The sequence below is a fragment of the Nocardia puris genome, from assembly GCF_003315035.1.
Classification (GTDB): Bacteria; Actinomycetota; Actinomycetes; order Mycobacteriales; family Mycobacteriaceae; genus Nocardia; species Nocardia puris.
Genome location: NZ_QNRE01000007.1, coordinates 33,706 through 59,307 on the forward strand (window position 1 = coordinate 33,706; position 25,602 = coordinate 59,307).

At 69.3% G+C, this 25,602-nt stretch carries 33 protein-coding genes; 23 read left to right on the forward strand and 10 right to left on the reverse strand.

All coding sequences use genetic code 11. From position 1 onward, the window contains the following. The first annotated feature begins 23 nt into the window (after positions 1–23). The gene (locus DFR74_RS18855) at positions 24–1,610 is read left to right on the forward strand and encodes a serine/threonine-protein kinase (protein ID WP_113975185.1); all 1,587 of its coding nucleotides are present in this window, start codon (positions 24–26) and stop codon (positions 1,608–1,610) included. A gap of 132 nt (positions 1,611–1,742) precedes the next feature. On the opposite strand, the gene DFR74_RS18860 is transcribed toward DFR74_RS18855, so the two are convergent. The 3 genes from DFR74_RS18860 to DFR74_RS36690 form a co-directional block, all read right to left on the reverse strand. After that, positions 1,743–2,588 carry a helix-turn-helix transcriptional regulator gene (locus DFR74_RS18860; RefSeq protein ID WP_067514178.1) on the reverse strand — a complete coding sequence of 282 codons (846 nt, stop codon included), beginning with the start codon at positions 2,586–2,588 and terminating at the stop codon, positions 1,743–1,745. Between the two features lie 381 nt (positions 2,589–2,969). Next, a complete protein-coding gene (locus DFR74_RS18865) occupies positions 2,970–3,812 on the reverse strand; it encodes an inositol monophosphatase family protein (RefSeq protein WP_228791432.1) in 843 nt (280 codons plus the stop codon). Beyond that, on the reverse strand, positions 3,748–4,620 hold the full coding sequence (locus tag DFR74_RS36690; RefSeq protein ID WP_067514184.1) for a DUF5919 domain-containing protein: 873 nt from the start codon (positions 4,618–4,620) through the stop codon (positions 3,748–3,750). Before DFR74_RS36690 ends, DFR74_RS18865 begins: the two co-directional genes overlap by 65 nt. A gap of 196 nt (positions 4,621–4,816) precedes the next feature. Between DFR74_RS36690 and DFR74_RS37650 the strand changes: the two genes are divergently transcribed. The 6 genes from DFR74_RS37650 to DFR74_RS18895 all read left to right on the forward strand — a co-directional run bounded on the left by DFR74_RS37650 (position 4,817) and on the right by DFR74_RS18895 (position 9,997). Continuing rightward, on the forward strand, positions 4,817–4,939 hold the full coding sequence (locus DFR74_RS37650) for a hypothetical protein (protein ID WP_267465206.1): 123 nt from the start codon (positions 4,817–4,819) through the stop codon (positions 4,937–4,939). A 551-nt stretch (positions 4,940–5,490) separates the two neighbouring features. Next, the gene (locus DFR74_RS18875) at positions 5,491–5,709 is read left to right on the forward strand and encodes a hypothetical protein (protein WP_067514176.1); all 219 of its coding nucleotides are present in this window, start codon (positions 5,491–5,493) and stop codon (positions 5,707–5,709) included. 3 nt (positions 5,710–5,712) lie between these two features. Next, on the forward strand, positions 5,713–7,095 hold the full coding sequence (locus tag DFR74_RS18880) for a hypothetical protein (protein WP_067514175.1): 1,383 nt from the start codon (positions 5,713–5,715) through the stop codon (positions 7,093–7,095). A gap of 8 nt (positions 7,096–7,103) precedes the next feature. Continuing rightward, positions 7,104–7,670 carry a class IV adenylate cyclase gene (cyaB, locus tag DFR74_RS18885; protein WP_113975201.1) on the forward strand — a complete coding sequence of 189 codons (567 nt, stop codon included), beginning with the start codon at positions 7,104–7,106 and terminating at the stop codon, positions 7,668–7,670. Positions 7,671–8,033: 363 nt separating this feature from the next. Beyond that, positions 8,034–9,065: an aldo/keto reductase gene (locus DFR74_RS18890; protein ID WP_267898909.1), complete on the forward strand. Its 1,032-nt coding sequence runs from the start codon at positions 8,034–8,036 to the stop codon at positions 9,063–9,065. A 320-nt stretch (positions 9,066–9,385) separates the two neighbouring features. After that, the gene (locus DFR74_RS18895) at positions 9,386–9,997 is read left to right on the forward strand and encodes a maleylpyruvate isomerase family mycothiol-dependent enzyme (protein ID WP_438944321.1); all 612 of its coding nucleotides are present in this window, start codon (positions 9,386–9,388) and stop codon (positions 9,995–9,997) included. 5 nt (positions 9,998–10,002) lie between these two features. Here DFR74_RS18895 and DFR74_RS37655 read toward each other — a convergent pair whose 3' ends face one another. Next, a complete protein-coding gene (locus DFR74_RS37655) occupies positions 10,003–10,131 on the reverse strand; it encodes a hypothetical protein (protein ID WP_267465207.1) in 129 nt (42 codons plus the stop codon). Between the two features lie 144 nt (positions 10,132–10,275). Next, positions 10,276–10,506: a hypothetical protein gene (locus DFR74_RS18900; RefSeq protein ID WP_067514171.1), complete on the reverse strand. Its 231-nt coding sequence runs from the start codon at positions 10,504–10,506 to the stop codon at positions 10,276–10,278. A 238-nt stretch (positions 10,507–10,744) separates the two neighbouring features. Here DFR74_RS18900 and hisD point away from each other — a divergent pair, with 238 nt between their 5' ends. The 5 genes from hisD to DFR74_RS18925 all read left to right on the forward strand — a co-directional run bounded on the left by hisD (position 10,745) and on the right by DFR74_RS18925 (position 15,152). Further along, a complete protein-coding gene (hisD, locus tag DFR74_RS18905) occupies positions 10,745–12,082 on the forward strand; it encodes a histidinol dehydrogenase (RefSeq protein WP_067514170.1) in 1,338 nt (445 codons plus the stop codon). Further along, the gene (locus DFR74_RS18910) at positions 12,079–13,212 is read left to right on the forward strand and encodes a histidinol-phosphate transaminase (protein WP_067514169.1); all 1,134 of its coding nucleotides are present in this window, start codon (positions 12,079–12,081) and stop codon (positions 13,210–13,212) included. The genes hisD and DFR74_RS18910 overlap by 4 nt, the downstream gene beginning before the upstream one ends. 16 nt (positions 13,213–13,228) lie before the next feature. Next, positions 13,229–13,864, forward strand: a complete 636-nt coding sequence (gene hisB, locus DFR74_RS18915) for an imidazoleglycerol-phosphate dehydratase HisB (protein ID WP_113975203.1) — start codon at positions 13,229–13,231, stop codon at positions 13,862–13,864. Continuing rightward, on the forward strand, positions 13,861–14,496 hold the full coding sequence (gene hisH, locus DFR74_RS18920; protein WP_067514168.1) for an imidazole glycerol phosphate synthase subunit HisH: 636 nt from the start codon (positions 13,861–13,863) through the stop codon (positions 14,494–14,496). Before hisB ends, hisH begins: the two co-directional genes overlap by 4 nt. Positions 14,497–14,633: 137 nt before the next feature. Beyond that, positions 14,634–15,152, forward strand: coding sequence for a hypothetical protein (locus DFR74_RS18925; protein WP_232331923.1), 519 nt, complete (start codon positions 14,634–14,636; stop codon positions 15,150–15,152). A 129-nt stretch (positions 15,153–15,281) separates the two neighbouring features. Here DFR74_RS18925 and DFR74_RS18930 read toward each other — a convergent pair whose 3' ends face one another. Continuing rightward, entirely contained in the window at positions 15,282–15,806 is a 525-nt protein-coding gene (locus DFR74_RS18930; RefSeq protein ID WP_084538200.1) for a nuclear transport factor 2 family protein, read from the reverse strand. 101 nt (positions 15,807–15,907) lie between these two features. Between DFR74_RS18930 and DFR74_RS18935 the strand changes: the two genes are divergently transcribed. The 8 genes from DFR74_RS18935 (at position 15,908) to hisI (ending at position 20,076) form a co-directional block, all read left to right on the forward strand. After that, positions 15,908–16,360 carry a MarR family winged helix-turn-helix transcriptional regulator gene (locus DFR74_RS18935; RefSeq protein WP_067514166.1) on the forward strand — a complete coding sequence of 151 codons (453 nt, stop codon included), beginning with the start codon at positions 15,908–15,910 and terminating at the stop codon, positions 16,358–16,360. A 63-nt stretch (positions 16,361–16,423) separates the two neighbouring features. After that, positions 16,424–17,155 (forward strand): bifunctional 1-(5-phosphoribosyl)-5-((5-phosphoribosylamino)methylideneamino)imidazole-4-carboxamide isomerase/phosphoribosylanthranilate isomerase PriA, encoded by a 732-nt coding sequence (gene priA, locus DFR74_RS18940; protein ID WP_067514165.1) that lies wholly within the window; start codon positions 16,424–16,426, stop codon positions 17,153–17,155. A 9-nt stretch (positions 17,156–17,164) separates the two neighbouring features. Further along, on the forward strand, positions 17,165–17,992 hold the full coding sequence (locus DFR74_RS18945; RefSeq protein WP_067514164.1) for an inositol monophosphatase family protein: 828 nt from the start codon (positions 17,165–17,167) through the stop codon (positions 17,990–17,992). A 5-nt stretch (positions 17,993–17,997) separates the two neighbouring features. After that, complete coding sequence (gene hisF / locus DFR74_RS18950) at positions 17,998–18,771, forward strand: imidazole glycerol phosphate synthase subunit HisF (RefSeq protein WP_067514163.1); 774 nt, start codon at positions 17,998–18,000, stop codon at positions 18,769–18,771. Between the two features lie 147 nt (positions 18,772–18,918). Then, positions 18,919–19,332: a MarR family winged helix-turn-helix transcriptional regulator gene (locus DFR74_RS18955; RefSeq protein ID WP_067514162.1), complete on the forward strand. Its 414-nt coding sequence runs from the start codon at positions 18,919–18,921 to the stop codon at positions 19,330–19,332. 4 nt (positions 19,333–19,336) lie between these two features. Beyond that, positions 19,337–19,534, forward strand: coding sequence for a hypothetical protein (locus tag DFR74_RS36045; RefSeq protein WP_157115897.1), 198 nt, complete (start codon positions 19,337–19,339; stop codon positions 19,532–19,534). Continuing rightward, positions 19,531–19,677 (forward strand): hypothetical protein, encoded by a 147-nt coding sequence (locus tag DFR74_RS18960; protein ID WP_195125828.1) that lies wholly within the window; start codon positions 19,531–19,533, stop codon positions 19,675–19,677. Before DFR74_RS36045 ends, DFR74_RS18960 begins: the two co-directional genes overlap by 4 nt. A gap of 51 nt (positions 19,678–19,728) precedes the next feature. Then, the gene (gene hisI / locus DFR74_RS18965) at positions 19,729–20,076 is read left to right on the forward strand and encodes a phosphoribosyl-AMP cyclohydrolase (RefSeq protein WP_067514161.1); all 348 of its coding nucleotides are present in this window, start codon (positions 19,729–19,731) and stop codon (positions 20,074–20,076) included. Positions 20,077–20,086: 10 nt separating this feature from the next. Here hisI and DFR74_RS18970 read toward each other — a convergent pair whose 3' ends face one another. The 4 genes from DFR74_RS18970 to DFR74_RS18985 all read right to left on the reverse strand — a co-directional run bounded on the left by DFR74_RS18970 (position 20,087) and on the right by DFR74_RS18985 (position 22,213). After that, positions 20,087–20,575: a MarR family winged helix-turn-helix transcriptional regulator gene (locus tag DFR74_RS18970; protein ID WP_084538199.1), complete on the reverse strand. Its 489-nt coding sequence runs from the start codon at positions 20,573–20,575 to the stop codon at positions 20,087–20,089. A gap of 114 nt (positions 20,576–20,689) precedes the next feature. Then, positions 20,690–21,292: a permease gene (locus DFR74_RS18975; protein WP_067514181.1), complete on the reverse strand. Its 603-nt coding sequence runs from the start codon at positions 21,290–21,292 to the stop codon at positions 20,690–20,692. Positions 21,293–21,364: 72 nt separating this feature from the next. Continuing rightward, positions 21,365–21,820: a peroxiredoxin gene (locus tag DFR74_RS18980; protein WP_067514159.1), complete on the reverse strand. Its 456-nt coding sequence runs from the start codon at positions 21,818–21,820 to the stop codon at positions 21,365–21,367. Positions 21,821–21,901: 81 nt separating this feature from the next. Next, positions 21,902–22,213, reverse strand: a complete 312-nt coding sequence (locus DFR74_RS18985) for a hypothetical protein (RefSeq protein WP_067514158.1) — start codon at positions 22,211–22,213, stop codon at positions 21,902–21,904. 122 nt (positions 22,214–22,335) lie between these two features. On the opposite strand from DFR74_RS18985, the gene DFR74_RS18990 reads away from it, so the two are divergent. From DFR74_RS18990 to trpC, 3 genes are all read left to right on the forward strand, one after another. Then, positions 22,336–23,877 carry an anthranilate synthase component I gene (locus DFR74_RS18990; RefSeq protein ID WP_067514157.1) on the forward strand — a complete coding sequence of 514 codons (1,542 nt, stop codon included), beginning with the start codon at positions 22,336–22,338 and terminating at the stop codon, positions 23,875–23,877. After that, the gene (locus DFR74_RS18995; RefSeq protein WP_084538198.1) at positions 23,877–24,596 is read left to right on the forward strand and encodes a TIGR02234 family membrane protein; all 720 of its coding nucleotides are present in this window, start codon (positions 23,877–23,879) and stop codon (positions 24,594–24,596) included. Before DFR74_RS18990 ends, DFR74_RS18995 begins: the two co-directional genes overlap by 1 nt. A gap of 183 nt (positions 24,597–24,779) precedes the next feature. Continuing rightward, a complete protein-coding gene (gene trpC / locus DFR74_RS19000) occupies positions 24,780–25,598 on the forward strand; it encodes an indole-3-glycerol phosphate synthase TrpC (protein ID WP_067514155.1) in 819 nt (272 codons plus the stop codon). Positions 25,599–25,602: the final 4 nt, after the last annotated feature.

Genomic DNA, 25,602 nt, shown 5'->3' on the forward strand with positions numbered 1-25,602 from the left:
CGCGGGCCGTAGACGCGGTCAATATGCGGGATGTCACGATTTCGAGAAGGTTCGGAGTAGGCGCCATCGATACCGGTCAGTTGATCGCGGAGCATTACCGCCTGGTCGAGCGGATTGGTAGCGGCGGCACAGGCGTGGTCTGGCGTGCCACCGACGAGCGCCTGCGGCGGTCCGTGGCCATCAAGCAGATCGCCATTCAGCCCAGCCTGCCGGAGTCCGAACGCGACATCGTGCGCCAGCGCGCGATCCGCGAGGCCCGCAACGCGGCTCGGTTCCAGCACCCCAACGCCATCGTCGTGTTCGACATCACCGAACACGAGGGCGACCCGTGCCTGGTGATGGAGTACCTGAAGTCGCGCAGCCTGGCCGCGGTGCTCTCCGCGCAGGGCACGCTGCCGCTCACCCAGGTCGCCCGGATCGGCGAGCAGGTCGCCTCCGCGCTGATCGCGGCGCACCAGGCGGGCATCGTGCACCGCGACGTGAAACCGGGCAACGTGCTGCTCGACGATCACGGCACGGTCAAGATCACCGACTTCGGCATCTCCCGCGCGACCGGCGACGTCACCCTCACCGAGACCGGCCTCATCTGCGGCACGGCGGCCTACCTGGCGCCCGAGGTGGCGCGGGGCGCGGACCCGACGCCCGCCGCCGACGTGTTCTCCCTCGGCGCCACCCTGTTCCACGCGCTGGAGGGCGAGCCGCCCTACGGTTCCAGCGCCAACCCGCTCGCCGTGCTGTACGCGGCGGCCAACGGCCAGGTCAGCGAGCCGCGCAACGCCGGGCCCGCCACCGACTTCTTGCTCGCGCTGCTGAACCCGGATCCCGAGGACCGCCCGTCGATGCGGGTCGCGCGCGACACCCTCGCCGCGTTCGCCGACTCCGGCGCCACGCCGGTGCCCGCCGGATTCGTGCCCGCCAGCGAGGCTTTCGCGCGCCGCCAGGGTGCGCAGGAGGCCGCCACCCGCGCGCTGCACCGCGCCGCGCCCGCGCAGTCCACCGAGCGGATCTCGCGGCCGCTGCCGCCGCCCGCGCGCGGCGCCGCCCACCCCGACACCGCCGCGCACCCGCGCACGGCCGCCCAGCCCAGGCCCGCGTCGTCCGGCGCCTCGGGCAAGCGGCGGGCCGTGCTGATCGGCGGCGCGGTCGGCGCGGTCGTCGCCGTGACCGCACTGCTGCTCACCAGCACCAACGACTCCGATTCCGGGGCGCCGTCGGCCCAGGCCGACACCCCGTCGATCAGCACGTCCGCCGGTGGCACCACCTCGGCGCAGCCCTCGCAGGTCGGGCAGACCACCAACGCGGGCCCGGTCGACATCGGTTCGGCGGGCATGCTCATCGAGCGCTTCTACAGCAACCCCGGCTCCTCCTGGGACCTGCTCACCCCCGCGGTGCAGAGCTCGTTCGGCAGCAAGCAGGCCTACGAGCAGTACTGGGCGCAGGACACCATCCAGAGCTTCGGCCGCATCTACGCCCCCAACGGGATCAACTCCGACAAGTCCGTCGACCTGATCGTCAGCGGGCTCACCTACGGGGGCAGCACGAAGAACCCGCTGCTGCGCGTGATCGACGCGGGCGGCGGGCGGTTGCTGATCGACAGCGACCCGCGGTAGGGGCGGGGCGGGCGGTTTCTCGGACACGCCCGGACTGCCGGTGTTGTTGTGCGCGGCGATCGCGCGCCCGTAATCAGGTGTGGCCCGTGACGCTGGTGGCGCAACGCCGCGGTGGAGGGCTGGTCGGGTTCGTCAGCGGTGGGCGTGGGTGTCGCCCGTGACGGTGCTCAGGAGGCGCAGGGCGGTGGCGCCGGGGGAGTCCGGGGCGGTGGTGTGCATGACCAGCGCCTGGTCGGGATCGTCTGGGAGCCGGAGGGTTTCGAAGGCGAGGTCGATGTCGCCGACCACGGGATGCCGGTAGACGTAGCGGCCGTGGGTCTTGTCCTTGAGTTCGTGGCGTTCCCACAATTCGCTGAACTCCGGCACCGCGACGAGATCGTCGATGAGCGCGGCGATACCCGGGTCGCCGGGATTGCGCGTGGCGTCCAGGCGCAGGTAGGCGACCACGTCGGCGGCTTTGGCCGGCCAGTCCGCGTACAGCTCGCGCATACCCTCGTCCAGGAAGACCAAGCGGGCCAGGTTGCGTTCGGCGGGCGGCAGCGCCCCGAAATCGGTGATCAGCGCCGCCGCCAGGCGATTCCACGCCAGCACCGCGGTGCCGCGCCCGACGATATAGGCGGGCACGTCGGCGGCGGCGTCGAGCAACCGGCGCAACCCGGGCCGAACCTGTTGCGCGCCCGGCGTTTCCGCACCCGACCACGGCCGCGCCAGCCGATACAGGTGCGCCCGCTCCACCTCGTTCAACCGCAACGCGCTCGCGACAGCGTCCAGCACCGATTCCGAAAAATGCAACGTGCGCCCCTGCTCCAGACGCACATAGTGATCCACGCTGACCCCCGCGATCAGCGCCAACTCCTCCCGCCGCAACCCCGGCACCCGCCTGGTGCCATGCCCCGGCAATCCCACCTCCTCGGGCCGCAGCCGCGCCCGCCGGGACCGCAGGAACTCGCCCAACTCCGCCCGTCGCTCCACGCCCATACCCCGAGTATCCCCATCCCAGCCGGGTATTGCCTGGTCACGGGATGACCAGGCAGCCCGGGGCCGCACCAACACGGTCATCCCGTGACCAGGCAGGGGGGAGCTGGCAGGCCTCGGATCGTCTGCGACTACGAGATTTCGGCGGCGGACGTGGATCGTCCGGGATTGCGGGAACTACCGGGGGACGCCTGGCCTTCGAAGACGGTGCTGGAGCGCTGCTGACTCACGATTGCGACCTGGGCGACGAGTTGATGAAGCTCGGGTGGGGCAGGTGGGGAGGTTGGCTGCCGCAGGTCGGGTGCCGGTGTCACCGACCCTCGCAGCACCCCCGTCGGTGGCCGGTGGCCCACGTTCTGTCGTAGTAGATGGTCAGTTCTTCCGCTATTGGGTGGATTCGCGTTGAGCCAGTCCCACGAGCGCCACGAGTTCCTTTGCTGTCAGCCCGTTTCCGGCGATCGTGTGACGTGAACCAATGTCATGGGTGCTGCCGTCCGAGTCCAAGACGACGCCGCCGCTCTCCCGGACGATTACCGTGCCCGCCGCGATATCCCACGGGTTGTTCGACAGGATGACACAGCCATCGGTACGGCCATCGGCCACGCACACCAGGTCGAACGCGGCAGACCCGAACATCCTGATCCGCTCTGCCCGCGCCGCGAGCAGTGCCGTCAGCGACAGTCGTGGGCGATTTCGCTCTACCGCGCCCTTTCCCACGGCGTAATCGCCGATGGAAACAATCGACTCCGAAAGATGCGAAGCGTCTCCGACTCGAACCCTTTCGCCGTTTCGGTAGGCGCCCATCCCTGTTGCCGCATAGTATTCGACGCGCAAAGCTGGCATTGCTATGACGCCAATGGTTGGTTGATTGTTTTCGAGCAGTGCGAGAGATATCCCGTAAAGTGGTAGTCCGTGTATGAAATTAGATGTCCCGTCTATGGGGTCCAGCGCCCAGAGGAGCTCACCTTCGAGTTCATGTCCCCGGTCTTCCTCGCTGAGGAATGCGATATGCGGCGCTGCCGAACTCAGAAACGCTCGAACACTCTCTTGCACTGCTATATCGATATCCGTCACGTAGTCGCGATCGCCTTTGGAAGAAACGGACCCGACGTTTCTCGAATCAACTATCGACACGCCGCCGGATACTGCGCGTCGAGCTACTTCAAGCAGTGACTCCCTGGTTGCACTCAATTGCGAGTTCCGTGCCCTTCCTCCACATTTCCTCAAACACTTCCGAGAACGTGTTGAATGTCCCGTCGATACCCTTCTTCCTGGACATGAAAGTCGGCGATTCCAGTCCGCGCGAGAACGGAAGATACGGCTGCATAATGCACACTTCTGCATTGACTATGCAAATGTTGAACCGAACCGGTGCATCGTAGACCCGGATCTCGATCTTGCCGTCCATCGCGCTTGTCCCGTGAGATTGTACGCGTTGCATCATATGGATATTCAGTCTTGTAAGGCTTGACAGTGCACCCGGCGTATGCCCCTCCTCGCGCTCCCGCTCGGAGATGTTCGATCCTTCCGGATCCAGGAAGAGGCAGCGAATCCTGGTTCCGCCCCGCATCATACGCAGCACCTCACTGTCCGAGCACTGCTGGCACAGGATATTCAACGAAAGTCCTGCAAGGTCGATCGTACTGGCGTCTCTGAACAGCCTTTGCGGAGGAATCGCCTTCAAGAACTCGACTCGTCGCGAAAAGACTCTCTCGATATCGGAGAACTCTCCGGGGGTCATGCTGTACGCGTGCGCAATATCCGTTCGGTCGGATAGGTCCATACCCTCGACGTAGCTGGAGAACAGTTCTTCGATAGTCCATCCCGGGAATATGCCCTGAAGTACCCGGCAGTGATGCGGATAAGGTAGCGTGGAAATATTTCCCGAAAGCCATCGGTAGAACTGTGCCTTCTTCGGTCCGGCTCCAATCGCCGCTGGATCAATTCTTGATGCGGCAGCATCATACTCGCGATTGAATGCAGACACCGTCTGAAGGTGTCTTTGTTGAAGCAAAGCCTTGAGCACTGTACCCACACTGCACCCCTCGCCTTCGTGTGACCTTATCGCCCGATCGTAGGACAGGTGAGCCATAGACGAAACCGGATCAGGCAACGAAGGGCCGAGATAAGACACTCCGGGCGTCGCCGCGATACCGCCCCGCATACCAAAGTTGTTGGATACAGCCGGGGTGGCGGTCTCACCCCGCCACCAAGGCAGGAGGTGCAGGGGTATGAGGACCATGACCGCTGTCTGGGAAGCGGTGACGTCCAGCCCGCGACTCTCGAATCTTGACGAGTTCGACGTGTGGCTGGTCAGCACGGTCCGGCATGGGCGAGAGGAGGGCTGGTCGTGATTGGTGACCGAACCGAGTTGATCGGTATCGTTCCCAAGGCGGACACGCCTTTCACGCGGTGCGACTCGATCAGCGCCATCAGGCCGTGCCGGGTGTGGTGGTCGTGCTTGTGGACCTTCAGGTGCTCGGACTACCGCAACGTCTGCCATTTGCCCGCCGTGGTCGAGCCCAACACCGGTCGTATCAGTTTCCAGACCGGGCCATCTGGGCGGTGCGGATGCCCGCGGATTTGGGTCAGAGCGTGAAGATCGAACTGGATCGTTGCCAGGCTGGTGGTGGGCCGATCGTTTCCCACCCGCGAAGCCACACGTGGACGTTTCTGATCCGGTCGGATCTGCCCGCGAAGGCCGGGGCGGAAGAGGGCGTGTTGTTCTGGCATTGCGTCCACATCATCCGCGCGGGTGGCACTGTCACGGTCCCCTCGCCGTGCCAGTACGGCACGCTATGCCTGCACGCGTGGATCACCCCCCCGCGCACAGCCCTTTCCGGCCGTCCGGGTTGGTGGTACTCGCGGCCGTTCAGACCTGCCTGGATCGACGGGAGTCCCGGTCGTGAACATCACTCGTATCTCCCCGCGCCCGAACGAAGCCGACGTGCACCTATCGGTGTTCCTGCACGGCATACGTCTCGACTTCACCGCCTGCCTGACCGCGGCGTTGGTGTTCGCGCGGGATCACCAACGCCGGCACTACGTCGACGCGGTAGAGATCTCGCTGTCCCGCAGCATATTTCGTCGCCTCCCGAATGAACGCCTCTATCTGGAGCCCTGATGGATGATCGATACATCGAATTACTTTGCTCATCAACAGAAGTCCGAGGCAACCTACCTCGACGTTGCCGCCAACGACCACGGCCAGGAGAAGGGGCTACTCGTTCACCGTGCCCTTGCTCGAGTTGCCGACGGCGATCCGCACGTCGTCGAGATCGGCCCCGGTGGCGGCGCGGCCGTCACGTTCCTGGCATCCCAACTGGAGTCCGAGGCCCGCGACGTTCGTCTCACCCTCATCGAGGCACCCGGTGTAGTTTCCCGCACCCTCACCGAGGCAATCGACCGTTTCAAGACCGTAGGTACGTGCGCACTGGTACATGGGTGGGCGCAAGACATCTCGACTTTGGTCGATGAACCGGTCGATGTCATCAGCGCATCGGCGTTGCTGCACGAGGTCTACTCCTACGGTGGCGCCTACAGCGGCCTGCACACGATGATCCGTACCTTTCCGAGTGTGCTGAAACCCTATGGGTTCTTCGTCTATCGCGATGTGTACGCCGTCGCCGCGCCGTCGCTGCACGAGCCCGCAGTCCAGTCCTACAGTGCCCCATCATGGTTGCAGTTCTTGCGCCTCTTCCTCCCGCACTACCTTCACCACGGCACCCACCCCTACCACCATCACGACGACGAGGTCATTGTCCGCCAGAACTCGCGCATCGTCGCCGCCCCGGAACTCGACCCCCGCGTGTGCGCAGTCATCCACGCCCCGATCGGGCTGTTCCGTGAAGCGCAACGCCACTACATCACCCTGCGCGACCACGTATGGCGTTCGGGAATCCTGGGATTCACACCAATACTCGACGGCCAACTCGCGGGGGACTGGATAGACTTCCGCACCGGCCACAAGCGCGTGCACTTCGGATTCACTGACAGCGCGTGGATGTCGACCAACGACCGCGCCAACATCCAGGCGGTCAGCGAAACCTACGGCGACCATCACGTGATCGACGGTGACATCTTCGACGCCATCACCGATGTCGCGCTGAACCTGTTCCTGGCAGCCGTCGAACGCGGAAACAGTGACTGCGGCCAGATCTGGAGTGGCTGGCTCGAACGTGAAGGCCGCGAAACCTACGCCTACCTCACCGCTGACGAGCTACTGACAGCATTCGCCGTCCACTCCGCCTCGGCCGACACCGGCACGCCGTCCGTCCTCATGCCGGTACAACCCACCGATATCTTCGTCCGCGAACGCCACTACTACAACCGGTTCCTCGGAAAAAGCCTCGCCAACCCACTCAGCGACGCCAAACAGATGGTGTTGTTCCAGAACATCCCCGTCACCGACTCCGACGCTCTACACGGGGCACTCGGAACCATCCGCCAACATTGCTCCAAACCCAAACTTGCCCGCATCCATACCGCCATCCACCACACGAGAGGATGATCGAACCCATGCACTTGATCGAGGTCGAGCGTAAACGCGAACTCCCCGACCCAAAGCCCCTCCGCCGGCGGCTGGCCGAACTCGGGTACCGCGAGGCCGGGCATCTCACCGAGGTGGACACCTACTACAGCCGCCCGGATGTCGACTACATGAAAACCGTTGAGTGCCTGCGTATTCGTCGGAGAGATGGGTTCGGCGAAATCACCTACAAGCCACCGTCGAACGCCAGCACCCACCGCGACGCCGATGTGATCGCCAAACGCGAAACCAACGTGTTACTCAGTGGTCCCGACCAAGCCTCGGCGGCCAGCCAACTGCTCGCGGCTATCGGCATGGTGGAACTGGTTCGGGTGGAGAAGGACCGCGCCATCTACAAGCACCCCGACCACGACGACACCATCGTCAGCATCGATGTCGTAACCCGCGCCGGAACATTCGTGGAAACCGAGGTCACCGACACTGATCCCGACGCCGCTGCCATCCGCCTCGGGGAGGTCGAAACCGAACTCGGAATCGTCGACTGCTCGGTCGTCGGGTTGCCATACCGCGATCTGGTAATGGCTGCCGCCCACTGATGCCAACGCGGCATCGACCACACACCTACCGCTGACGCCTATTGCCTGCACACACCCGCGATCAGCGTCGGCTCTTCCCACTGCAACCCCGGTGCCTGCTTGGTGCCGTGCCCCGGAACTCCCACCTCCTCGGGCCGCAGCCGGCCCGCCGGGACCGCAGGAACTCGCCCAACTCGGCTCGTCGCTCCACGCCCATACCCGAGTAGCCCGGTCCGGGCTGGGTGTTGCCTGGTCACGGGATGACCAGGCTTGTTCCGGTCATGCGGTGCCCAGGCAGCGGGGGAGCTGGTACGGACTCGGGAGTGCGCGCGAGTGTGGTTGGGCCGGAACAGGTTCGGCGCAGGCTTGGAGCGGGAGATGATGATGATCCGTCCATTCGGTGACACCGGAATCGATATCACGCCGTTGGGGTTCGGTACTTGGGTGCTTGCGGGTGCGGGGTGGCAGTACTCGTGGGGAGCGACCGATGATGATGCCTCGATCGCCGCTGTGCGCCACGCGGTCGCGACGGGACTCAACTGGATCGATACCGCCCCGGCTTACGGTCTCGGCCACGCTGAGGAGCTGGTGGGGCGCGCGCTCGCGGACATTCCCGAGGACGAGCGGCCGTATCTGTTCACGAAGACCGGGCTGATCTGGGAGGAGGGCGATGACCGGTCGGGTCCGCCGCGTCGGGTCGTCCGGCCCGATACGGTGCGCCGGGAACTGGAGGACTCGTTGCGCAGGCTGCGTGTGGGTCACATCGACCTGTTCCAGGTGCACTGGCCCGATACCGGCACGCGGTTCGCCTACGGCGCCGAGGCCGAGGTCGGCGACGCGACTCCGCTCGCCGAATACTGGCAGGCGATGGCGGATCTGAAGAAAGAAGGCAAGGTCCGCGCCATCGGACTGTCGAATCACGCTGTGGCGCAACTGGAAGAGGCCGAGGGCATCGCTCACGTGGACGCGATTCAGCCGCCGTTCTCGGTCATCACGCGTTCCGCCGCGCCCGAGGTCGCCTGGGCGCACGGCAACGGGACCGGCGTGATCGTCTACTCGCCGCTCCAATCCGGTTTGCTCACCGGCACTTTCACCGAGGAACGCGCCCGCGGCCTTGGTGCGGGTGACTGGCGCGCGAGCCACCCGGACTTCACTACGGGGCTGTCGGCGAACCTGGCGCTGGTGGACGCGTTGCGGCCGATCGCGGCGCGCCACGGGGTTCCCGTCGCGCAGGTCGCGCTGGCGTGGGCGCTGGCCTGGCCGGGTGTCACCGGCGCCATCGTCGGCGCGCGCACGGCCGGTCAGATCGACGAATGGGTCGGTGCGGGGGATTTGGTGCTCACCGCCGAGGACCGGGCTGAGATCGCCACCGCCATCGTCGCCACCGGCGCGGGTAGCGGCCCCGCTCGGCCCTGACCATTCGCTGTGGTCGTTGCCGGTGCGGGCGGCGGCTCTGTCCGGCCCTGATGCCCACCGCCATCGTCGTCACCGGCGTGGGTGGCGGCTCTGTCCGGCCCTGACGCCGCCGTCGCCGCCGTCGCCACCGGCTGGGACGGCGGTTCAGCCCGACGCCGCTGCCGTCGTCGTTGCCGTCGTTGCCGGTGCGGGTAGCGGCCCTGACGACACGGCCATCACCATCACCGGCGCGGGTTACTTTCCACCTTGATCCAGACGACACCGCTTGCGTCGCAACCTGTTTCACGTTTCCGTGGGCCGAGGCGGGTGACACGACTACCGTGGCGGGTGTGAACGTCCGGGGGATGCTGGCGCAGGAACGCGCCGAACTGATCGAACTGCTCCATGATCTGAGCGACGAGGACTGGGAGACGCCGTCGCTGTGCGCGGGGTGGCGGGTGCGCGACGTGGTCGGGCATCTCCTGTCCGACAACATCGCGCCCGTCGATTACGCCGGCATCGTGCTCCGGCACCGCTTCGCCGTGGACCGCGTCAACGAAACGCTGGTCGGGAAGGCGCGGTCGCTGTCCACCGCCGAGCTCGTGGACCGGTTCGAACACCGCACCGGCAAGCTGTCCCGTTTCGCGCCGAAACTGGTGCTGGCCGATACGTTCGTGCACCAGCAGGACATCCGCCGTCCTCTGAACCGCCCCCGCACGGTCCCCGCCGAACGCCTGGCGATGGTGCTCGCCCACCCCGATCCGTTCGCGTCGCCGTGGCGCAATACGAAGGGCCTGCGCTTCGTCGCGACCGATGTGGACTGGGCGCGCGGCACGGGACCCGAGGTCCGTGGTACCGGTGAAGCTCTCGCGCTGGCGATGGTGGGGCGCACGGTCGCTTTGGCCGACCTGGACGGTGACGGCGTCGCCGAACTACGCCGCCGCCTGTCCTGACCGCATCAACCGGTCGGCCCGAACGCGATCGCGGCGAGGGCCGCCGCCAGCGCTGGAGCCCACCCCATCACCAATGGCCCCACCGCTTCGAAGAACGCGCTGATCAGCATCTCGGGAGAGAAGAGCAGGCCCATACCGGCGTCCTGCCACCGACCGCGCCGGTCTCCCGCCGCGACGCGTCGGCGATGTCGACCGCCCGCGACCTGCTGCTCCGCCTGTGGACGAGCACCATTATCGCGGCCCGTACATCGGTGATCGGCGCGCCTGCCGGCGCGGTCTCACCGACCCGGTGTGTCGTCGGCGCTGTCCGCCGGCTCGGCGGCTCCGGCCGGCTCGGCGAGGTCGCGGCGCCCGGCTTTGCGGTGCCGGACGAGCACCACGATCGCCGCCACACCCCACACGACGGCGAACGCGATCGCCCGCTGCACGCTCCAGTCCGACGCGAGCAGCGCGACGGCGACCACCGCCAGGAATCCCAGCAGCATCTTGGGGTCCGCGAAGTTCGCCATCGGGCGATCATCACATGGTCGCGCGCGTTCCGACACCCGGCGATGGTTGGTGCCGGCGAATCGCCGGGACTCGTGACGTACCGAGGCGCCCGGTTCCGGCGTAGATCCGCAGTGTGGGCGCGGTCACCGCCCACCCCACCCCCCGCGCCCGCGCGGAAATCGGGTCGACCCCGTCGACTAGGCTGGTAGCGGCAACTTTCCTGTTGTGACCAGCCGGAGATTAAGGATCGACACCGACATGACATCCCGCATCGAGCTCGCCCGCGTCGATTTGCGCGGTCGTACTCCTTCCGCTGCCGAGCTGCGCACCGCGCTGCCGCGCGGGGGAGTCGACGTGGACTCGGTGCTGCATCATGTGCGGCCGGTCGTGGAGGCGGTGCGCGATCGGGGTGTCGAGGCGGCTCTCGAATTCGGCGAGAAGTTCGACGGGGTGGTTCCCGCGAGCGTGCGCGTGCCGGAATCGGAGCTGGTCAAGGCCCTGGACGAGCTCGATCCCGCCGTGCGCGCCGCGCTGGAGGAGTCCATCGCGCGCGCCCGCAAGGTGCACGGCGACCAGCGCCGCACCGACACCGTCACCGAGGTGGTGCCCGGCGGCACCGTCACCGAGCGGTGGGCGCCGGTGGAGCGGGTCGGCCTGTATGTGCCGGGCGGCAACGCCGTCTACCCGTCGAGCGTGGTGATGAACGTGGTGCCCGCGCAGACCGCGGGCGTCGGCTCGCTGGTGGTGTCCTCGCCGCCGCAGGCGCAGTTCGGCGGGCTGCCGCACCCGACCATCCTGGCTGCCGCGCGGTTGCTGGGCGTCGAGGAGGTGTGGGCGGTCGGTGGTGCGCAGGCCGTGGCGCTGCTCTCCTACGGCGGCGTCGACACCGACGGCGCGCAGCTCGAGCCGGTCGACCTCATCACCGGCCCCGGCAATATCTACGTGACCGCCGCCAAGCGGCTGTGCCGGGGCCTGGTCGGCATCGACGCCGAGGCGGGCCCCACCGAGATCGCGATCCTGGCCGACGCCACCGCCGATCCGGCGCACGTCGCGGCCGACCTGATCAGCCAGGCCGAGCACGACGTGCTCGCCGCCAGCGTGCTCGTCACCGACAGCGCCGAACTGGCCGACGCGGTGGACGCCGCGCTCACCGCGCAACTGCCCGTCGTCAAGCACGCCGAGCGGGTGCGCGAGGCGCTCACCGGCAAGCAGTCGGGCACCGTCCTGGTGGACGACCTCGATCAGGGCCTGCGCGTGGTGAACGCCTACGCCGCCGAGCACCTCGAGATCCAGACCGCCGATGCGGCCGCCGTCGCCGCGCGGGTGCGCAGCGCGGGCGCGATCTTCGTGGGCCCGTACGCGCCGGTCAGCCTCGGCGACTACTGCGCGGGCTCCAACCACGTGCTGCCCACCGCGGGCTGCGCGCGCCACTCCAGCGGGCTGAGCGTGCAGACGTTCCTGCGCGGCATCCACGTGGTCGAATACACCGAGGCGGCGCTCAAAGACGTTGCCGGACATGTCGTCGCGCTGTCGCAGGCCGAGGATCTGCCCGCGCACGGCCAGGCCGTCACCGTGCGATTCGAGGCCCTGTCGTGACCGGACAGCTCACCGTGCCCGGCGCCGCGATCGGGCTCGACGATCTGCCGCTGCGGGAGAACCTGCGCGGCAAGAAACCTTACGGCGCACCGCAATTGACGGTTCCCGTGCAGTTGAACACCAACGAGAACCCGCACCCGCCGAGCAAGGCGCTCGTGGACGATGTGGCCGAATCCATTCGCGCCGCCGCCGCCGAACTGCACCGCTACCCCGACCGCGACGCGGTCGCGCTGCGTACCGATCTGGCGGCATACCTGACCCGCCAGACGGGCGTCGCCGTCGACACCGCGAACGTGTGGGCGGCCAACGGGTCCAACGAGATCCTCCAGCAGCTGTTGCAGGCATTCGGCGGACCGGGCCGCAGCGCACTGGGTTTCGTGCCCTCCTACTCGATGCACCCGATCATCTCCGAGGGCATCGACACCGAGTGGATCGAAGCCAAACGCGGCGCGGACTTCTCGCTCGACATCGACCACGCGCTGGCCGCCCTCGCCGAGCGCCGCCCCGACGTCGTGTTCGTCACCAGCCCGAACAACCCGACGGGACACAGCATTCCGAACGCGGAGCTGATCCGCCTGCTGGAGGCCGCGCCCGGCATCGTGGTGGTGGACGAGGCGTACGGGGAGTTCTCCGCCGAGCCGAGCGCGATCGCGCTCATCGACCGGTTCCCGGCCAAGCTGGTGGTGAGCCGCACCATGAGCAAGGCGTTCGCGTTCGCGGGCGGGCGGCTGGGATACCTGGTGGCCGCGCCCGCCGTGATCGACGCGATGCTGCTGGTGCGCCTGCCCTACCACCTCTCGGTGGTCACGCAGGCCGCCGCCCGCGCCGCGCTGCGCCACGCCGACGAAACCCTCGGCAGCGTCGCGGAATTGGCGGCCCAGCGCGACCGCGTCGCGGCGGCGCTCACCGAGCTGGGCTACGACGTGGTGCCCAGCGACGCGAACTTCCTGCTGTTCGGCCGGTTCGCCGACGCGCCGCGCGCCTGGCAGCGGTACCTGGACCACGGCGTGCTGATCCGCGACGTCGGCATCCCCGGCCACCTGCGCGCCACCATCGGCCTGGCCGCCGAGAACGACGAATTCCTGCGCGTGAGCGCGGAATTGGCCGCCACCGAACTCACGCCCCGATGAACCCGTGGAGGAAGCGATCATGAGCAGGACCGCGCGGGTCGAGCGCATCACCAAGGAATCCAGCATCGTCGTCGAACTGGACCTGGACGGCACCGGCAAGACCGAGATCTCCACCGGCGTCCCGTTTTACGACCACATGCTCACCGCGCTGGGCGCGCACGCCAGCTTCGACCTGACCGTGCGCGCCGAGGGCGACATCGAGATCGAGGCGCACCACACGGTGGAGGACACCGCCATCGTGTTCGGGCAGGCGCTCGGAAAAGCCTTGGGCGACAAGGCCGGTATCCGCCGCTTCGGCGACGCCTTCATCCCCATGGACGAAACCCTCGCGCACGCCGCCGTCGACGTGTCGGGCCGCCCGTACTGCGTGCACACCGGCGAACCGGATCACCTGCTGCACGCGGTGATTCCGGGCAGCCCGGTGCGCGGGCGCGGCGAGCCGGGCGCGCCGTACTCGACGGTGCTGAACCGGCACGTGTTCGAGTCGATCGCGCTCAACGCCCGCATCGCGCTGCACGTGCGGGTGCTCTACGGCCGCGACCAGCACCACATCACCGAGGCCGAGTTCAAGGCGGTGGCGCGCGCGCTGCGGGCCGCCGTGGAGTTCGATCCGCGCGTCACCGGCGTGCCGTCCACGAAGGGAACGCTGTGACCACGAAATCCGTCGCCCTGCTGGACTACGGATCGGGCAATCTGCACTCCGCCGAGCGCGCGCTGGTGCGGGCGGGCGCCAAGGTCGAGGTGACGGCCGACCCGCAGGTGGCGCTGGCCGCCGACGGGCTGGTGGTGCCCGGCGTCGGCGCGTTCGCGGCGTGCATGGCGGGGCTGCGGGCGGTGCGCGGTGAGCGCATCATCGGGCAGCGGCTCGCCGGTGGGCGGCCGGTGCTGGGCATCTGCGTGGGCATGCAGATCATGTTCGAGCGCGGGGTGGAGTTCGGCGTGGAGACCGAGGGATGCGCGGAGTGGCCGGGTGTCGTGGAGCGCCTGTCCGCGCCGGTGCTGCCGCACATGGGGTGGAACACCGTGTCGGCACCGTCGGACAGCGTGCTGTTCCACGGCATGGACGCCGGCACCCGCTTCTACTTCGTCCACTCCTACGCCGCCCAGACCTGGGACCTGCCCGCCGCCGACCATTTCGCCGCCCCGAAACTCACCTGGGCCGAACACGGGGTGCCGTTCCTGGCCGCCGTCGAGAACGGCGCGCTCTCGGCCACCCAGTTCCACCCGGAGAAGTCGGGCGACGCGGGAGCGCACCTGCTGCGCAACTGGATCGACGCGCTGTAGTCGCGCACCCCTCGGCTCCCGGATCCGGTCCGGGAGCCGGAGCGTCAGGGTGTTCCCTGAGGTGGGTCGGCGGGGGATGGGTGGTCGCGCCGGATGTGGTGGCGCGGGTGCGGTTTTAGCGTCGAATCATGAAAACGATGACTGTTCCCACCACCGTGATCGGCGGCTACGCGGTGGTCGCGAGTTTCGTGTTCTCGGCGACCATCGTCGAGACGATCATGTTCTACCCCAATATCTTTCGTGACATCCCCGAATCGCTGGTGCTGCACGACGAGTTCATGAGCGCGATCGGCATCGGCGATATCATGCGACCGCTGGGTGCGGTGATGACGCTGTGCGCGCTGATCGCGTGCGCCGCCGCCGTGCGCTATCGCATCGCGCGCGGTTGGGTGGTGGCCTCGCTGGCCTCCCTGGTGGCCGGGCAGTTCCTGCTCTCGGTTCTCTACCAGTGGCCGCGCGCGTCCATTCTGTTCGATGACCGCGACCAGTACACGGTGTCCGAACTCGAAAGTGCGGCAACCGAATTCCTGATCGGGCACGGACTGCGCATGGTGGCGGCGCTGATCACCGCCGTGTGCGCGGTGGTGGCGGCACTGGCGTGCCACCGGGTGCTGGTGCTGGCGCGGGCCGAGCGAGCGTTGGTGCCCGCCGGGTGATCGCCTGGCGGAAGTCCTGGTCCGCCTGACGATCACCGAACAGAACCAGAGCTCTGGTCCATGATCCGGTCATCGTGAGAGTGGAATCCGTTGTGACGGAGTGGATTTCGTCGGACCGCCGAGCGCCGTTCAAGGCCGGGTCCCCACGGCCCAGCGCGGTTCGGTGCGGACGGAGGTGAGCCGCCACCCGTCCGACGTCCGCGCGGCGTCGAAGTGGTAGATCGAGCCGAGCGTGTAGCCGGGCGCGGCGAGGGGCCCCGCGGGCGCGAAGACCACGACGAGGTTGGCGCGGACGGTGGCGGCGTCGCCGCGCAGGTCGATCCGCACATTGCTGATGAAGTGCTGGATGCGCAGGTCGGGGGAGTGGTTGCGGCCGGCCTGGGCAATCAGCGCGTCCACGCCGCGCGCCGTGCCGCCGGGGGTGGTGGCGGTGGCGTCGGCGGCGTAGATCGCGCGGAAGTCGTCGAAACGGCCGTCGTCCAGGGCGATGCCGAGCCGGTCGGCCAGTGCCGTGATCTCGGCGCGGTCGAGCAGCGCCCGGATCTCGGGGTCTTGCGCGGTGTCGGCGCGGGACGCGCTGGTGACCGTGCAGGCGGCGGCGAGCAGGGTGAGCGGCAGGACGGCCAATGGCGACAGACGGCGGATCTTGTTCATCGCGGGGACCTTTCGGAAAACTCGTTGGAGAGGCCAACGTTGGCCAAACCAACAGTATCGAATGTTGGTGTAACCAACAAGTGGGTTGTTAGATTGGACTCATGGAGATCGCGCATCACGCCGCCGCGGCCAGGCTCCGCGCGCTACCCACGCGCCTGGTCAACCAGGTGGGGCTGATCGCCGACCGCCTCACCGAACGGGCCCTCGACGACACCGGATCGCGCAGGCATCACTACGCCCTGCTCACCACGCTGCGCGAGTTCGGCCCGGCCAGCCAGGCCGATCTGGGCCGGCGCACCCACATCGACCGCAGCGATATCGTCGCCGCCGTCAACGACCTCGTGGCGCGCGGCTTCGCGCGGCGCAGCCCCGACCCCGGCGACCGCCGCCGCAATATCGTCACCGTGACCGGCGCGGGCGAACGCCACCTCGGCGAACTCGACCGCCGCCTCGACAATGCCCAGGACGAACTGCTCGGCGCGCTGTCCGAGCCCGAGCGCCGTCAGCTGATCGGGCTGCTCACCCGCATCCTGGATGATCACTCCCGCGGCTGAACCCGGCGGCGTTTGCGCAGGCCGGAGACGGGACACGGCGACCGGCCGACTATGCTTCCCGGAGTGAGTCTCGTGCTACTGCCCGCCGTCGATGTCGCCAATGGAGAGGCCGTGCGCCTCGTGCAGGGGGAGGCGGGCAGCGAAACCGGCTACGGCTCGCCGCGCGACGCGGCGCTGGCCTGGCAGGAGGCCGGGGCCGAATGGGTGCACCTGGTGGATCTGGACGCGGCGTTCGGCCGCGGCTCCAATCGCGACCTGCTCGCGGACGTGATCGGCGAGCTCGACGTCAAGGTGGAACTGTCCGGCGGCATCCGTGACGACGACTCCCTGAAGGCCGCGCTGGCCACCGGGTGCGCGCGCGTCAACCTAGGCACCGCCGCCATCGAGGACCCGCGCTGGTGCGCCCGCGCCATCGCCGAATACGGCGACCGCATCGCCGTCGGCCTGGACGTGCGCATCGTCGACGGCGAGTACCGCCTGCGCGGGCGCGGCTGGGTGAGCGACGGCGGCGACCTGTGGGAGGTGCTCGAACGGCTGGAGCGCGACGGCTGCGCCCGCTACGTCGTCACCGACATCACCAAGGACGGCACGCTGACCGGCCCCAACCTGGACCTGCTGCGCGAGGTGTGCGCGGCCACGGAGTCCCCGGTGGTCGCCTCCGGCGGCGTGTCCACCGTCGAGGACCTGGTCGCCATCGCCGGGCTGGTGCCCGAGGGCGTCGAGGGCGCGATCGTCGGCAAGGCGCTCTACGCGGGCCGTTTCACGCTGCCCGAGGCGCTGGCCGCGGTGCGCTGACCGATCGCGATGGCCGTCGACCCGATCTCCCGCCTGCCCGACCTGCTCGCCGCCGCGAGCGCCGTACTCGACGGCGCCAGTGCGCGTTTCGTGGACGGTCTGGGCGCGCCGAGCGCGGTCACCAAGGGCCGCAACGACTTCGCCACCGAACTGGACCTGGAACTGGAGCGCACCATCTCCGAGGCGCTCACCCTGCGCACCGGAATCGACGTGCACGGTGAGGAATTCGGCGGTCCGCAGCTGACCTCGGGCACGGCGTGGGTGCTCGATCCGATCGACGGCACCTTCAACTACTCCTCCGGGCACCCGCTCTCGGGCATGCTGCTCGCGCTGGTGCACGACGGCGAGCCGGTGCTCGGACTGACCTGGCTGCCCATCCTCGGCCGCCGCTACGCCGCCGTGCGGGGCGGGCCGGTGCTGCTGAACGACGCGCCGCTGCCGCCGCTGGGGCCGGGCAAACTGGCCGAGGCGATGATCGGCTTCGGCACCTTCAACGTGGATTCGGCGGGCCGCATCCCCGGCCGCTTCCGCTTCGACCTGCTCGGCCCGCTGAGCCGGTTGTCCTCGCGCGTGCGCATCCACGGGTCCACGGGGATCGACCTGGCGTTCACGGCCTCCGGCGTGCTGGGCGGGACGATCGTCTTCGGCCACCATCCGTGGGACAACGCCGCCGGCGTGGCGCTGGTGCGCGCGGCGGGCGGCGTGGTGACCGACCTCGCGGGCGATCCCTGGACGATCGAATCGGGGTCGGTGCTCGCGGCCGCGCCGGGGGTGCACGAAGAACTTCTGGACATGATCAGCACGGTCGCCGATCCGTCGGCCGCCGGGGAGAGGTGAGCCGAATGACGTTGGCGGTACGCGTGATCCCGTGCCTGGACGTGGATGCGGGCCGGGTGGTCAAGGGCGTCAACTTCGAGAACCTGCGCGACGCGGGCGATCCCGTCGAACTGGCCGCCGCCTACGACGCGCAGGGCGCCGACGAGCTGACCTTCCTCGACGTCACCGCCTCCACCGGCGACCGCGGCACCATGATCGATGTGGTGACCCGCACGGCCGAGCAGATCTTCATCCCGCTCACCGTCGGCGGCGGCGTGCGCACCGTGGACGACGTGGACCGGCTGCTGCGCGCGGGCGCGGACAAGGTCTCGGTGAACACCGCCGCCATCGCCCGCCCCGAGGTGCTGCGGGAGATGTCGGAGCGGTTCGGCTCGCAGTGCATCGTGCTGTCGGTGGACGCGCGCACGGTGCCCGACGGGCAGCCCGACACCCCCTCGGGCTGGGAGGTCACCACCCACGGCGGCAAGCGCGGCACGGGGATCGACGCCGTCGAATGGGCCGTGCGCGGTGCGGAATTGGGCGTCGGCGAGATCTTGCTGAACTCCATGGACGCCGACGGCACCAAGGCGGGCTTCGACCTGCCCATGATCCGCGCGGTGCGCGCCGCCGTGTCGGTGCCGGTCATCGCCAGCGGCGGCGCGGGGGCGGTGGAGCACTTCGCGCCCGCCGTGCAGGCCGGGGCCGACGCGGTGCTCGCGGCCAGCGTGTTCCACTTCGGCGATCTCACCATCGGCCAGGTGAAGGAGTCGATGCGCGCCGCGGACCTCGTCGTCCGCTGAACGACCCCGGCCGGCGGCCATGGCGGTGGTCGCCGGCCGCGGGAGCCCGCTCGTCCGCGAGCGGGAGACGGCGGCAGGGTGGGCCGGGGATGGTCACCCTGCCGCCGCGACTTGCCTCCGGCAGAAGTATGCATGTACAACTAATTCATGACTGATCTCGCGCGCGACGAGCGGATGTGGGCTCGACTGTCCGCCTTGCACTCCCGGGTCGAGCAGCGGCTCGGCACGGCGGTGCAGCGCGGGCACGGGCTGGGGCTCTCCGAGTTCCGCGCGCTGGGCTTCCTCGCCGACGCGCCCGACGGGGAACTGCGGATGCAGGAGCTCGCCGACCACCTCGGGCTCAACCAGAGCTCGGTGACGCGGCTGGTCGGGCGGTTGATCGACGCCGGGCTGGCCTACCGCGACCTGTGCCCGGACGACCGGCGCGGGGTGTACACGGTCATCTCCGACGCCGGGCGCGAGCGGCACCGGGCGGCGTCGAGCACGTATCGGGCGGAGTTGTCGGCGGCGCTGGACGAGTCGGAGGACGTCGCGGGCGAGCTGCGGCGAGTGCTGAGCTGATCGGATGTCCGCTCACCTCGAGCGAATCGCGAGAATCGGCCGGGCCGGAATCCGCTGTGCCGCCGCGCGGTTGCCCACCCACATGGGTATCGGAGTGGCCTGGGGGCCTGCGGCATTGGACACGTCCGGCAACGCGGTCGACGCGGCGGTGGCGTTCGGGCGGGAAGCGGTGGCGGCCGGACTGGACTCGCTGTGGTCGTGATCGGCGACGAGTCCGTGCTCGCCGCCCGCGTCGCCGAGTATTTCGACGCCGGCGCGACCGACGTCGTGCTCTCCCAGACCGACCTGACCACCCCGGAGGATCGCCGCCGCACCTGGGAGGCGCTCGGCGCGTTGACGTCCTGACGCCGGCAGCCGACCCGTGACGCCCCACCCGCCCCTGTTATAAACGGTGGTATGGCACTCGACCCCAGCATCGCCGCCCGTCTCAAGCGCAACGAGGCGGGCCTGTTCTCCGCGGTCGCGCAGGAGCGCGGCACCGGTGACGTGCTGATGGTCGCGTGGATGGACGATGAGGCCCTGGCCCGCACGCTGGAGACCCGCAAGGCGACGTATTACTCGCGCTCGCGCGGCCGGTACTGGGTGAAGGGGGAGACCTCGGGCCACACGCAGTACGTGCACGAGGTGCGGCTGGACTGCGACGGCGACACGGTGCTGCTGGTGGTCGACCAGGAGGGCGCGGCCTGCCACACCGGCACCCACACCTGCTTCGACTCGGATCTGCTGCTCGGCGAACCCGCCTGAGCCGGGCCCCTCAGTCCTCGCGCGATTCGGCGGACGGGCCCTCGGCCAGCACCCCGACCAGATGCGTCGCAAGGACCTCGCCGAGGTCGGCCAGCTGCTCCTTCTGCTCGGTGTCGAGCCCGTCGAAGACGAAGGCGCGCACTGCGTCCATGTAGCCGGGCGCGGCCTCGACTACCTTGCGGTAGCCGTCGTCGGTCAGCGTCGCCTGCACGCCGCGGCGGCCCGCGGTGGCACTGCGCTGCGCCCACCCCATGCGCTCCAGTTTGGACACCACGTGCGACAGGCGGGATAGCGAAGCATTTGCTTTGTGGGCCAGCTCACTCATCTGGAGCCGGTGCCCCGGCTCCTCGGACAGCAGCGTGAGCACCCAGTACTCGAAGTGCGTCACCCCCGACTCGCGCTGCAACCTCGTATCGAGAGCACTCGGTAATCGCGTCATCAGGGCCACGATCGAACGCCACGATCGCTGTTCGACGGGGTCGAGCCACTTCGTCACCATGCGCCTTCTTTCGAGCTGAGTGACGCGGGTCGTCATGGCAATGTCACTCGCGACAACCGAGTTTGCCACGACTTCGCTCGACCGTCATGACGATCGGGAATGTCGTGAGTTCATTCACATTTGGTCGGCCCTCGGGGCGGGTGTCTCAGGGGCGGTCGCGGCGGGCGGCGGGGTGACGGGCTTGCCCGCCTCCAGCTGCTTCTCGGCCTTGCGGCGGCGCAGCGTGCGCCGCGTCACGAAGAAGACCGCGACCAGGAAGACGGCGGCGGCGATCAGCGCGCCCACCAGGGCGGCGCCGCGGAAGGCGGGCGCGTCGACGTCGAGGATGCGTTCACCCGCGTGCGCGGCGTTGCTGTTGCCCAGCACGATGGTGAGCGTCATCAGGTTCGGCACGGCCACCAGCAGCGCCACCACCACGGCCGCGCCGGCGAAGAAGCGGCCCGCGCGCTTGCGCCACACCACCACCGCGAACAGCAGCAGGAACAGGGAGATCGCCGTGGTCAGGCCGCCGAAGAACAGGCCCCAGCCGATGCCTTTGGAGAAGCTGCCGTTCACCATCTCCGCCAGCCGCTGCGCCCACCAGCGCGGGATGAACGCGGCCAGGATGAAGTAGGCGATGACCAGCACGACCACCAGCGCGAGACCACCGATGATCCGGTTGCGCCAGACGGTTGCCGTGGGTTTCCGATCTGCGGGAAGAACCTCGCTCGAAGTCATGAATCCAGCGTAGGTGGACCGGTCGGTTCCATGCCGGTGCCGCGTCGGCGTTTCGATCACCCGCGCCGTGGGTCAGCGGGCGCGCAGCACCTCGAGCGCCTCGTCGGCGTGGGTGTTCGCGCGAAGTTCGCTGCTGATGACCGAGAGGACCGTCCGGTCGGTATCGATGACGAAGGTCTGCCGCTTCACCGGCGCCAGCTTGCCGAGCAATCCGCGCTTCACGCCGAACTGCGCGGCCACCGCGCCGTCGCGATCCGACAGCAGCGGGTAGCCCAGTCCTTGTTTGGCGGCGAAACCGGCCTGGGTGTCCACCGCGTCGGTGCTGATGCCGACGCAGGTCGCGCCGAGGGCGGCGAATTCGGCGGACAGATCCCGGAAGTGGCACGCCTCCGCGGTGCAGATCGGGGTGTTGGCGGCCGGGTAGAAGAAGAGCACCAGCGGGCCGTCGGCGAGCAACGCGCCGAGCGAGCGAACGGTGCCGGACTGATCGGGGAGCTCGAACTCGGGAGCGAGCTGACCTTGCTGCATGAGGGGGACAGTACCGGGCATCCGTGACACCCGGTACCGCGCGCCGACGGCGCCGGACGCCCCCGACGGACGCCCGGAGACTCAGCTGTGCGCGACCAGCGCGGCGACCTCGGGGTTCTTGATCTGCATGACGTCGAGGATGCCGTGCGCGCGCAGGAACGGCTCGAGTTCGCGGATGCGGTCGCTGTTGATCGCGTACTCGTCGGGGAAGTGGTTGCGGTCCAACGACTCCAGCGCCTTGGCGTAGGTGACGAAGGAGGCGATGGCGTTGTGCGTGCCCAGTCCCTGCGGACCGATCGGGGCCGGCCCGCCCACCCGCGGATGCTGACCGAGCGTGGTGCCCGGACCGGCGGCGCGACGGCCGTCGTGCGCCACCGTTTGCGAGGGGTACATCTGTTGGTCTCCTCTCGAAAGTGATACCGCGACATGGAACGTGGCGAGTGTAGTGATGGCCGCCACAGGGGCGGGGTGGGGGTAGCCGCAAGCGGCCCGGTCGCGCTTGGAATGATGGGGAGATGCCTGGCGCGTCCACTCCCACCACCACGACCCGCGAGCAGTTCCGAGAACTGGCCGCGGAGCACCGGGTGGTCCCCGTGACCCGAAAGGTGCTGGCGGACTCCGAAACTCCGCTGTCGGCCTACCGCAAACTGGCCGCCGACCGAGCCGGCACCTTCCTGTTCGAGTCGGCGGAGAACGGGCGGTCCTGGTCGCGCTGGTCGTTCATCGGCGCGGGCAGTCCGTCCGCGCTGACCGTGGTGGACGGCGAGGCGGCGTGGCTGGGCCACATCCCCGCCGACGCGCCCTCGGGCGGCGACCCGCTCGCGGCGCTGCGCGCGACGCTCGAGCTGCTGCGCACCGAACGCCTGCCCGGCCTGCCCCCGCTGACCGGCGGCATGGTCGGCTACCTGGGCTACGACGCGGTGCGCCGCATCGAGCGCCTGCCCGAACTGGCCGCCGACGATCTGCGCCTGCCCGAGATGGTGCTGCTGCTGGCCACCGACCTGGCTGCCTTCGACCACCACGAGGGCGCCATCACGCTCATCGCCAACGCCGTCAACTGGAACGGCACCGCCGAGCGCGTCGACGAGGCCTACGACGACGCCGTCGCCCGCCTGGACCGGATGACCGAGGCGCTGGCCGCGCCCGCCCCGTCCACGGTGTCGGTGTTCGACCAGCCCGAGCCGGTCTATCGCCGTCAGCGCACCGCCGACGAGTTCGGCGCGGGCGTGCGCCGCCTGGTCAAGGAGATCGAGGCGGGCGAGGCGTTCCAGGTGGTGCTCTCGCAGCGCTTCGAGATGGACTACCGCGGCGAGCCGATCGACCTGTACCGGATGCTGCGGGCCTCGAACCCGAGCCCGTACATGTACCTGATGCACATCCCCGACGGCGACGGCGGCACCGCGTTCTCCATCGTCGGGTCCAGTCCGGAATCGCTGGTGACCGTCAAGGAGGGCGTGGCGACCACGCACCCCATCGCGGGCACCCGCTGGCGCGGGGCCACCGAAGAGGACGACCTGCTGCTGGAGAAGGGGCTGCTGGCCGACGAGAAGGAGAACGCCGAGCACCTGATGCTGGTCGACCTGGGCCGCAACGATCTGGGCCGGGTGTGCCGGCCGGGCACGGTGCGCGTCACCGAGTACCGCCACATCGAGCGCTACAGCCATGTCATGCACCTGGTGTCCACCGTGTCGGGGCGGCTGGCGCCCGGCAGGATCGCCCTCGACGCGGTGAGCGCCTGCTTCCCGGCGGGCACGCTGTCGGGCGCGCCGAAGGTGCGGGCGATGGAGCTGATCGAGGAACTGGAACCCACCCGGCGCGGCATCTACGGCGGCGTGGTCGGCTACCTGGACTTCGCCGGCGACGCCGACACCGCCATCGCCATCCGCACCGCCCTGCTCAAGGACGGCGTCGCCTACGTCCAGGCGGGCGCGGGCGTGGTGGCCGACTCCGATCCGGACTACGAGGACACCGAGTCGCGGAACAAGGCCATGGCGGTCCTCAAGGCCGTGGCCGCCGCGCAGACCGTGCGCGCGTACGGCGCGAACGGCGGCGCGTGATGGCCGAGGACCCCGACTCCGGTACCGCCCCCGCGCAGGCCGCCCCGCGCGCGCAGCGCCCGATCGGCCCGATCGTGCTGCTCGCGCTGGCCGCCGCCCTCATGTGGGGCGCGTCGCGGCTCACCTGGGTGACGGTGCGCTCGGAGGACGGCCTCACCGCGCCGCGCACCGACGAGCTCGAGGGCGCCGTCTGGTTCGGCGCGCTCACGCCGTTGGCGCTGGTGCTGCTCGCCGCCATCGCCGCCGTGCTGGCCACCAAGGGCTGGCCGCGCCGGGTGGTCGGCGTGCTGGTGGCGCTGGTCGCGGCCGTCACGGCGGTGCCCGCGTTCGCGGTGCTCACCGGATCGGGCGCCACCGACCAGCGCGCCGCCTCGCTCGCCGAACTGCCCGGCCGCGCCACCGTGATCGAGGTCACCACGGCCGCGTTTCCCGCGATCGTGACCATGGCCGCCGCGCTCGCCGCGTTCGCGGCCGGTGTGCTGCTGGCCAGGATGCCGCGCGAATCCGCCGGGCTGTCCGGCAAATACGACAATCCGGTCGCGCGCCGGGCCGCCGCCACCGAACAGGTGGCCGACCGCGGCACCGACGAACAACTCTCCGAGCGGGTGCTGTGGGACGCGCTGGACGCGGGCGCCGACCCCACCGAGGACGACCGCGACGAGGACGACGGCGCCTCCCGCGGCGGCAAGCGCGGCACCCCGGGGGCCGGTGCGCAGTGAGATGACCGCGCCCCACCCGCCCCGCAAGTTGCCGCCGGTTTGCGGCCGCTCCCAGCGAGCGGAGCCCAACCCCGGCGCGAACGCAAGAGGTAGAGCCATTTATTCTTTGTCAGCATCGGTGAGACAGCGCCTGGGGGGATTCTCAGGCAGCAAGTCCGTCTCCCCAGAAAGGATTCGAGCCAGATGACGGTACTCGACTCGATTCTCGACGGGGTCCGCGCGGATGTGGCCGCTCGGGAAGCCCTCCTGGATTTCCACGCCGTGAAGGCCGCCGCGGCCGCCGCGCCCGCCCCCCTGGACGCGCGCGCCGCACTCCTCCAGGACGGTATCGGCGTCATCGCCGAGGTCAAGCGGGCCAGCCCCTCCAAGGGGCCGCTGGCCGACATCCCCGACCCGGCGAGTCTGGCCAAGTCCTACGAGGACGGCGGCGCCCGCGTCATCAGCGTGCTCACCGAGGGCCGCCGCTTCGGCGGTTCGCTCGACGATCTGGACGCCGTGCGCGCCACCGTCGACATCCCGATCCTGCGCAAGGACTTCGTGGTGGGGCCGTACCAGATCCACGAGGCCCGCGCGCACGGCGCCGACGTCATCCTGCTGATCGTGGCCGCGCTGGAACAGGACGTGCTCGCCTCCCTGATCGACCGCACCGAATCGCTCGGCATGACCGCGCTGGTGGAGGTGCACACCGAGGAGGAGGCCGACCGCGCGCTGGAGGCCGGCGCGTCGGTGATCGGCGTGAACGCCCGCAACCTCAAGACGCTCGAGGTCGACCGCGACGTGTTCGCCCGCATCGCCCCCGGCCTGCCCACCGAGGTCATCCGGATCGCCGAGTCCGGCATCCGCGGCACCGCCGACCTGCTGGCCTACGCCGGCGCGGGCGCCGACGCGGTGCTCGTCGGCGAGGGACTGGTGACCAGCGGTGATCCGCGCGCCGCCGTCTCCGAGCTGGTGACCGCGGGCACCCACCCGTCCTGCCCGAAGCCGGCCCGGCGGGGCCGGTGAGGGG

Excerpts from the sequence above, each read along its gene's own strand:
- DFR74_RS18855 (WP_113975185.1), top strand. The coding sequence starts at position 24 with ATGCGGGATGTCACGATTTCGAGAAGGTTCGGAGTAGGCGCCATCGAT.
- DFR74_RS18930 (WP_084538200.1), bottom strand. The coding sequence starts at position 15,806 with ATGAACAAGATCCGCCGTCTGTCGCCATTGGCCGTCCTGCCGCTCACC.
- DFR74_RS18900 (WP_067514171.1), bottom strand. The coding sequence starts at position 10,506 with ATGGCGAACTTCGCGGACCCCAAGATGCTGCTGGGATTCCTGGCGGTG.
- DFR74_RS18980 (WP_067514159.1), bottom strand. The coding sequence starts at position 21,820 with ATGCAGCAAGGTCAGCTCGCTCCCGAGTTCGAGCTCCCCGATCAGTCC.
- DFR74_RS18945 (WP_067514164.1), top strand. The coding sequence starts at position 17,165 with ATGGCCGTCGACCCGATCTCCCGCCTGCCCGACCTGCTCGCCGCCGCG.
- DFR74_RS18985 (WP_067514158.1), bottom strand. The coding sequence starts at position 22,213 with ATGTACCCCTCGCAAACGGTGGCGCACGACGGCCGTCGCGCCGCCGGT.
- DFR74_RS18935 (WP_067514166.1), top strand. The coding sequence starts at position 15,908 with ATGGAGATCGCGCATCACGCCGCCGCGGCCAGGCTCCGCGCGCTACCC.
- DFR74_RS18925 (WP_232331923.1), top strand. The coding sequence starts at position 14,634 with ATGACTGTTCCCACCACCGTGATCGGCGGCTACGCGGTGGTCGCGAGT.
- DFR74_RS18995 (WP_084538198.1), top strand. The coding sequence starts at position 23,877 with ATGGCCGAGGACCCCGACTCCGGTACCGCCCCCGCGCAGGCCGCCCCG.
- DFR74_RS18975 (WP_067514181.1), bottom strand. The coding sequence starts at position 21,292 with ATGACTTCGAGCGAGGTTCTTCCCGCAGATCGGAAACCCACGGCAACC.
- hisD (WP_067514170.1), top strand. The coding sequence starts at position 10,745 with ATGACATCCCGCATCGAGCTCGCCCGCGTCGATTTGCGCGGTCGTACT.
- DFR74_RS36045 (WP_157115897.1), top strand. The coding sequence starts at position 19,337 with ATGTCCGCTCACCTCGAGCGAATCGCGAGAATCGGCCGGGCCGGAATC.
- DFR74_RS37650 (WP_267465206.1), top strand. The coding sequence starts at position 4,817 with ATGAGGACCATGACCGCTGTCTGGGAAGCGGTGACGTCCAGCCCGCGA.
- DFR74_RS18880 (WP_067514175.1), top strand. The coding sequence starts at position 5,713 with ATGATCGATACATCGAATTACTTTGCTCATCAACAGAAGTCCGAGGCA.
- DFR74_RS18955 (WP_067514162.1), top strand. The coding sequence starts at position 18,919 with ATGACTGATCTCGCGCGCGACGAGCGGATGTGGGCTCGACTGTCCGCC.
- DFR74_RS37655 (WP_267465207.1), bottom strand. The coding sequence starts at position 10,131 with ATGGGCCTGCTCTTCTCTCCCGAGATGCTGATCAGCGCGTTCTTCGAA.
- DFR74_RS18890 (WP_267898909.1), top strand. The coding sequence starts at position 8,034 with ATGATCCGTCCATTCGGTGACACCGGAATCGATATCACGCCGTTGGGG.
- trpC (WP_067514155.1), top strand. The coding sequence starts at position 24,780 with ATGACGGTACTCGACTCGATTCTCGACGGGGTCCGCGCGGATGTGGCC.
- DFR74_RS18990 (WP_067514157.1), top strand. The coding sequence starts at position 22,336 with ATGCCTGGCGCGTCCACTCCCACCACCACGACCCGCGAGCAGTTCCGA.
- DFR74_RS18970 (WP_084538199.1), bottom strand. The coding sequence starts at position 20,575 with ATGGTGACGAAGTGGCTCGACCCCGTCGAACAGCGATCGTGGCGTTCG.
- hisI (WP_067514161.1), top strand. The coding sequence starts at position 19,729 with ATGGCACTCGACCCCAGCATCGCCGCCCGTCTCAAGCGCAACGAGGCG.
- cyaB (WP_113975201.1), top strand. The coding sequence starts at position 7,104 with ATGCACTTGATCGAGGTCGAGCGTAAACGCGAACTCCCCGACCCAAAG.
- DFR74_RS18860 (WP_067514178.1), bottom strand. The coding sequence starts at position 2,588 with ATGGGCGTGGAGCGACGGGCGGAGTTGGGCGAGTTCCTGCGGTCCCGG.
- hisF (WP_067514163.1), top strand. The coding sequence starts at position 17,998 with ATGACGTTGGCGGTACGCGTGATCCCGTGCCTGGACGTGGATGCGGGC.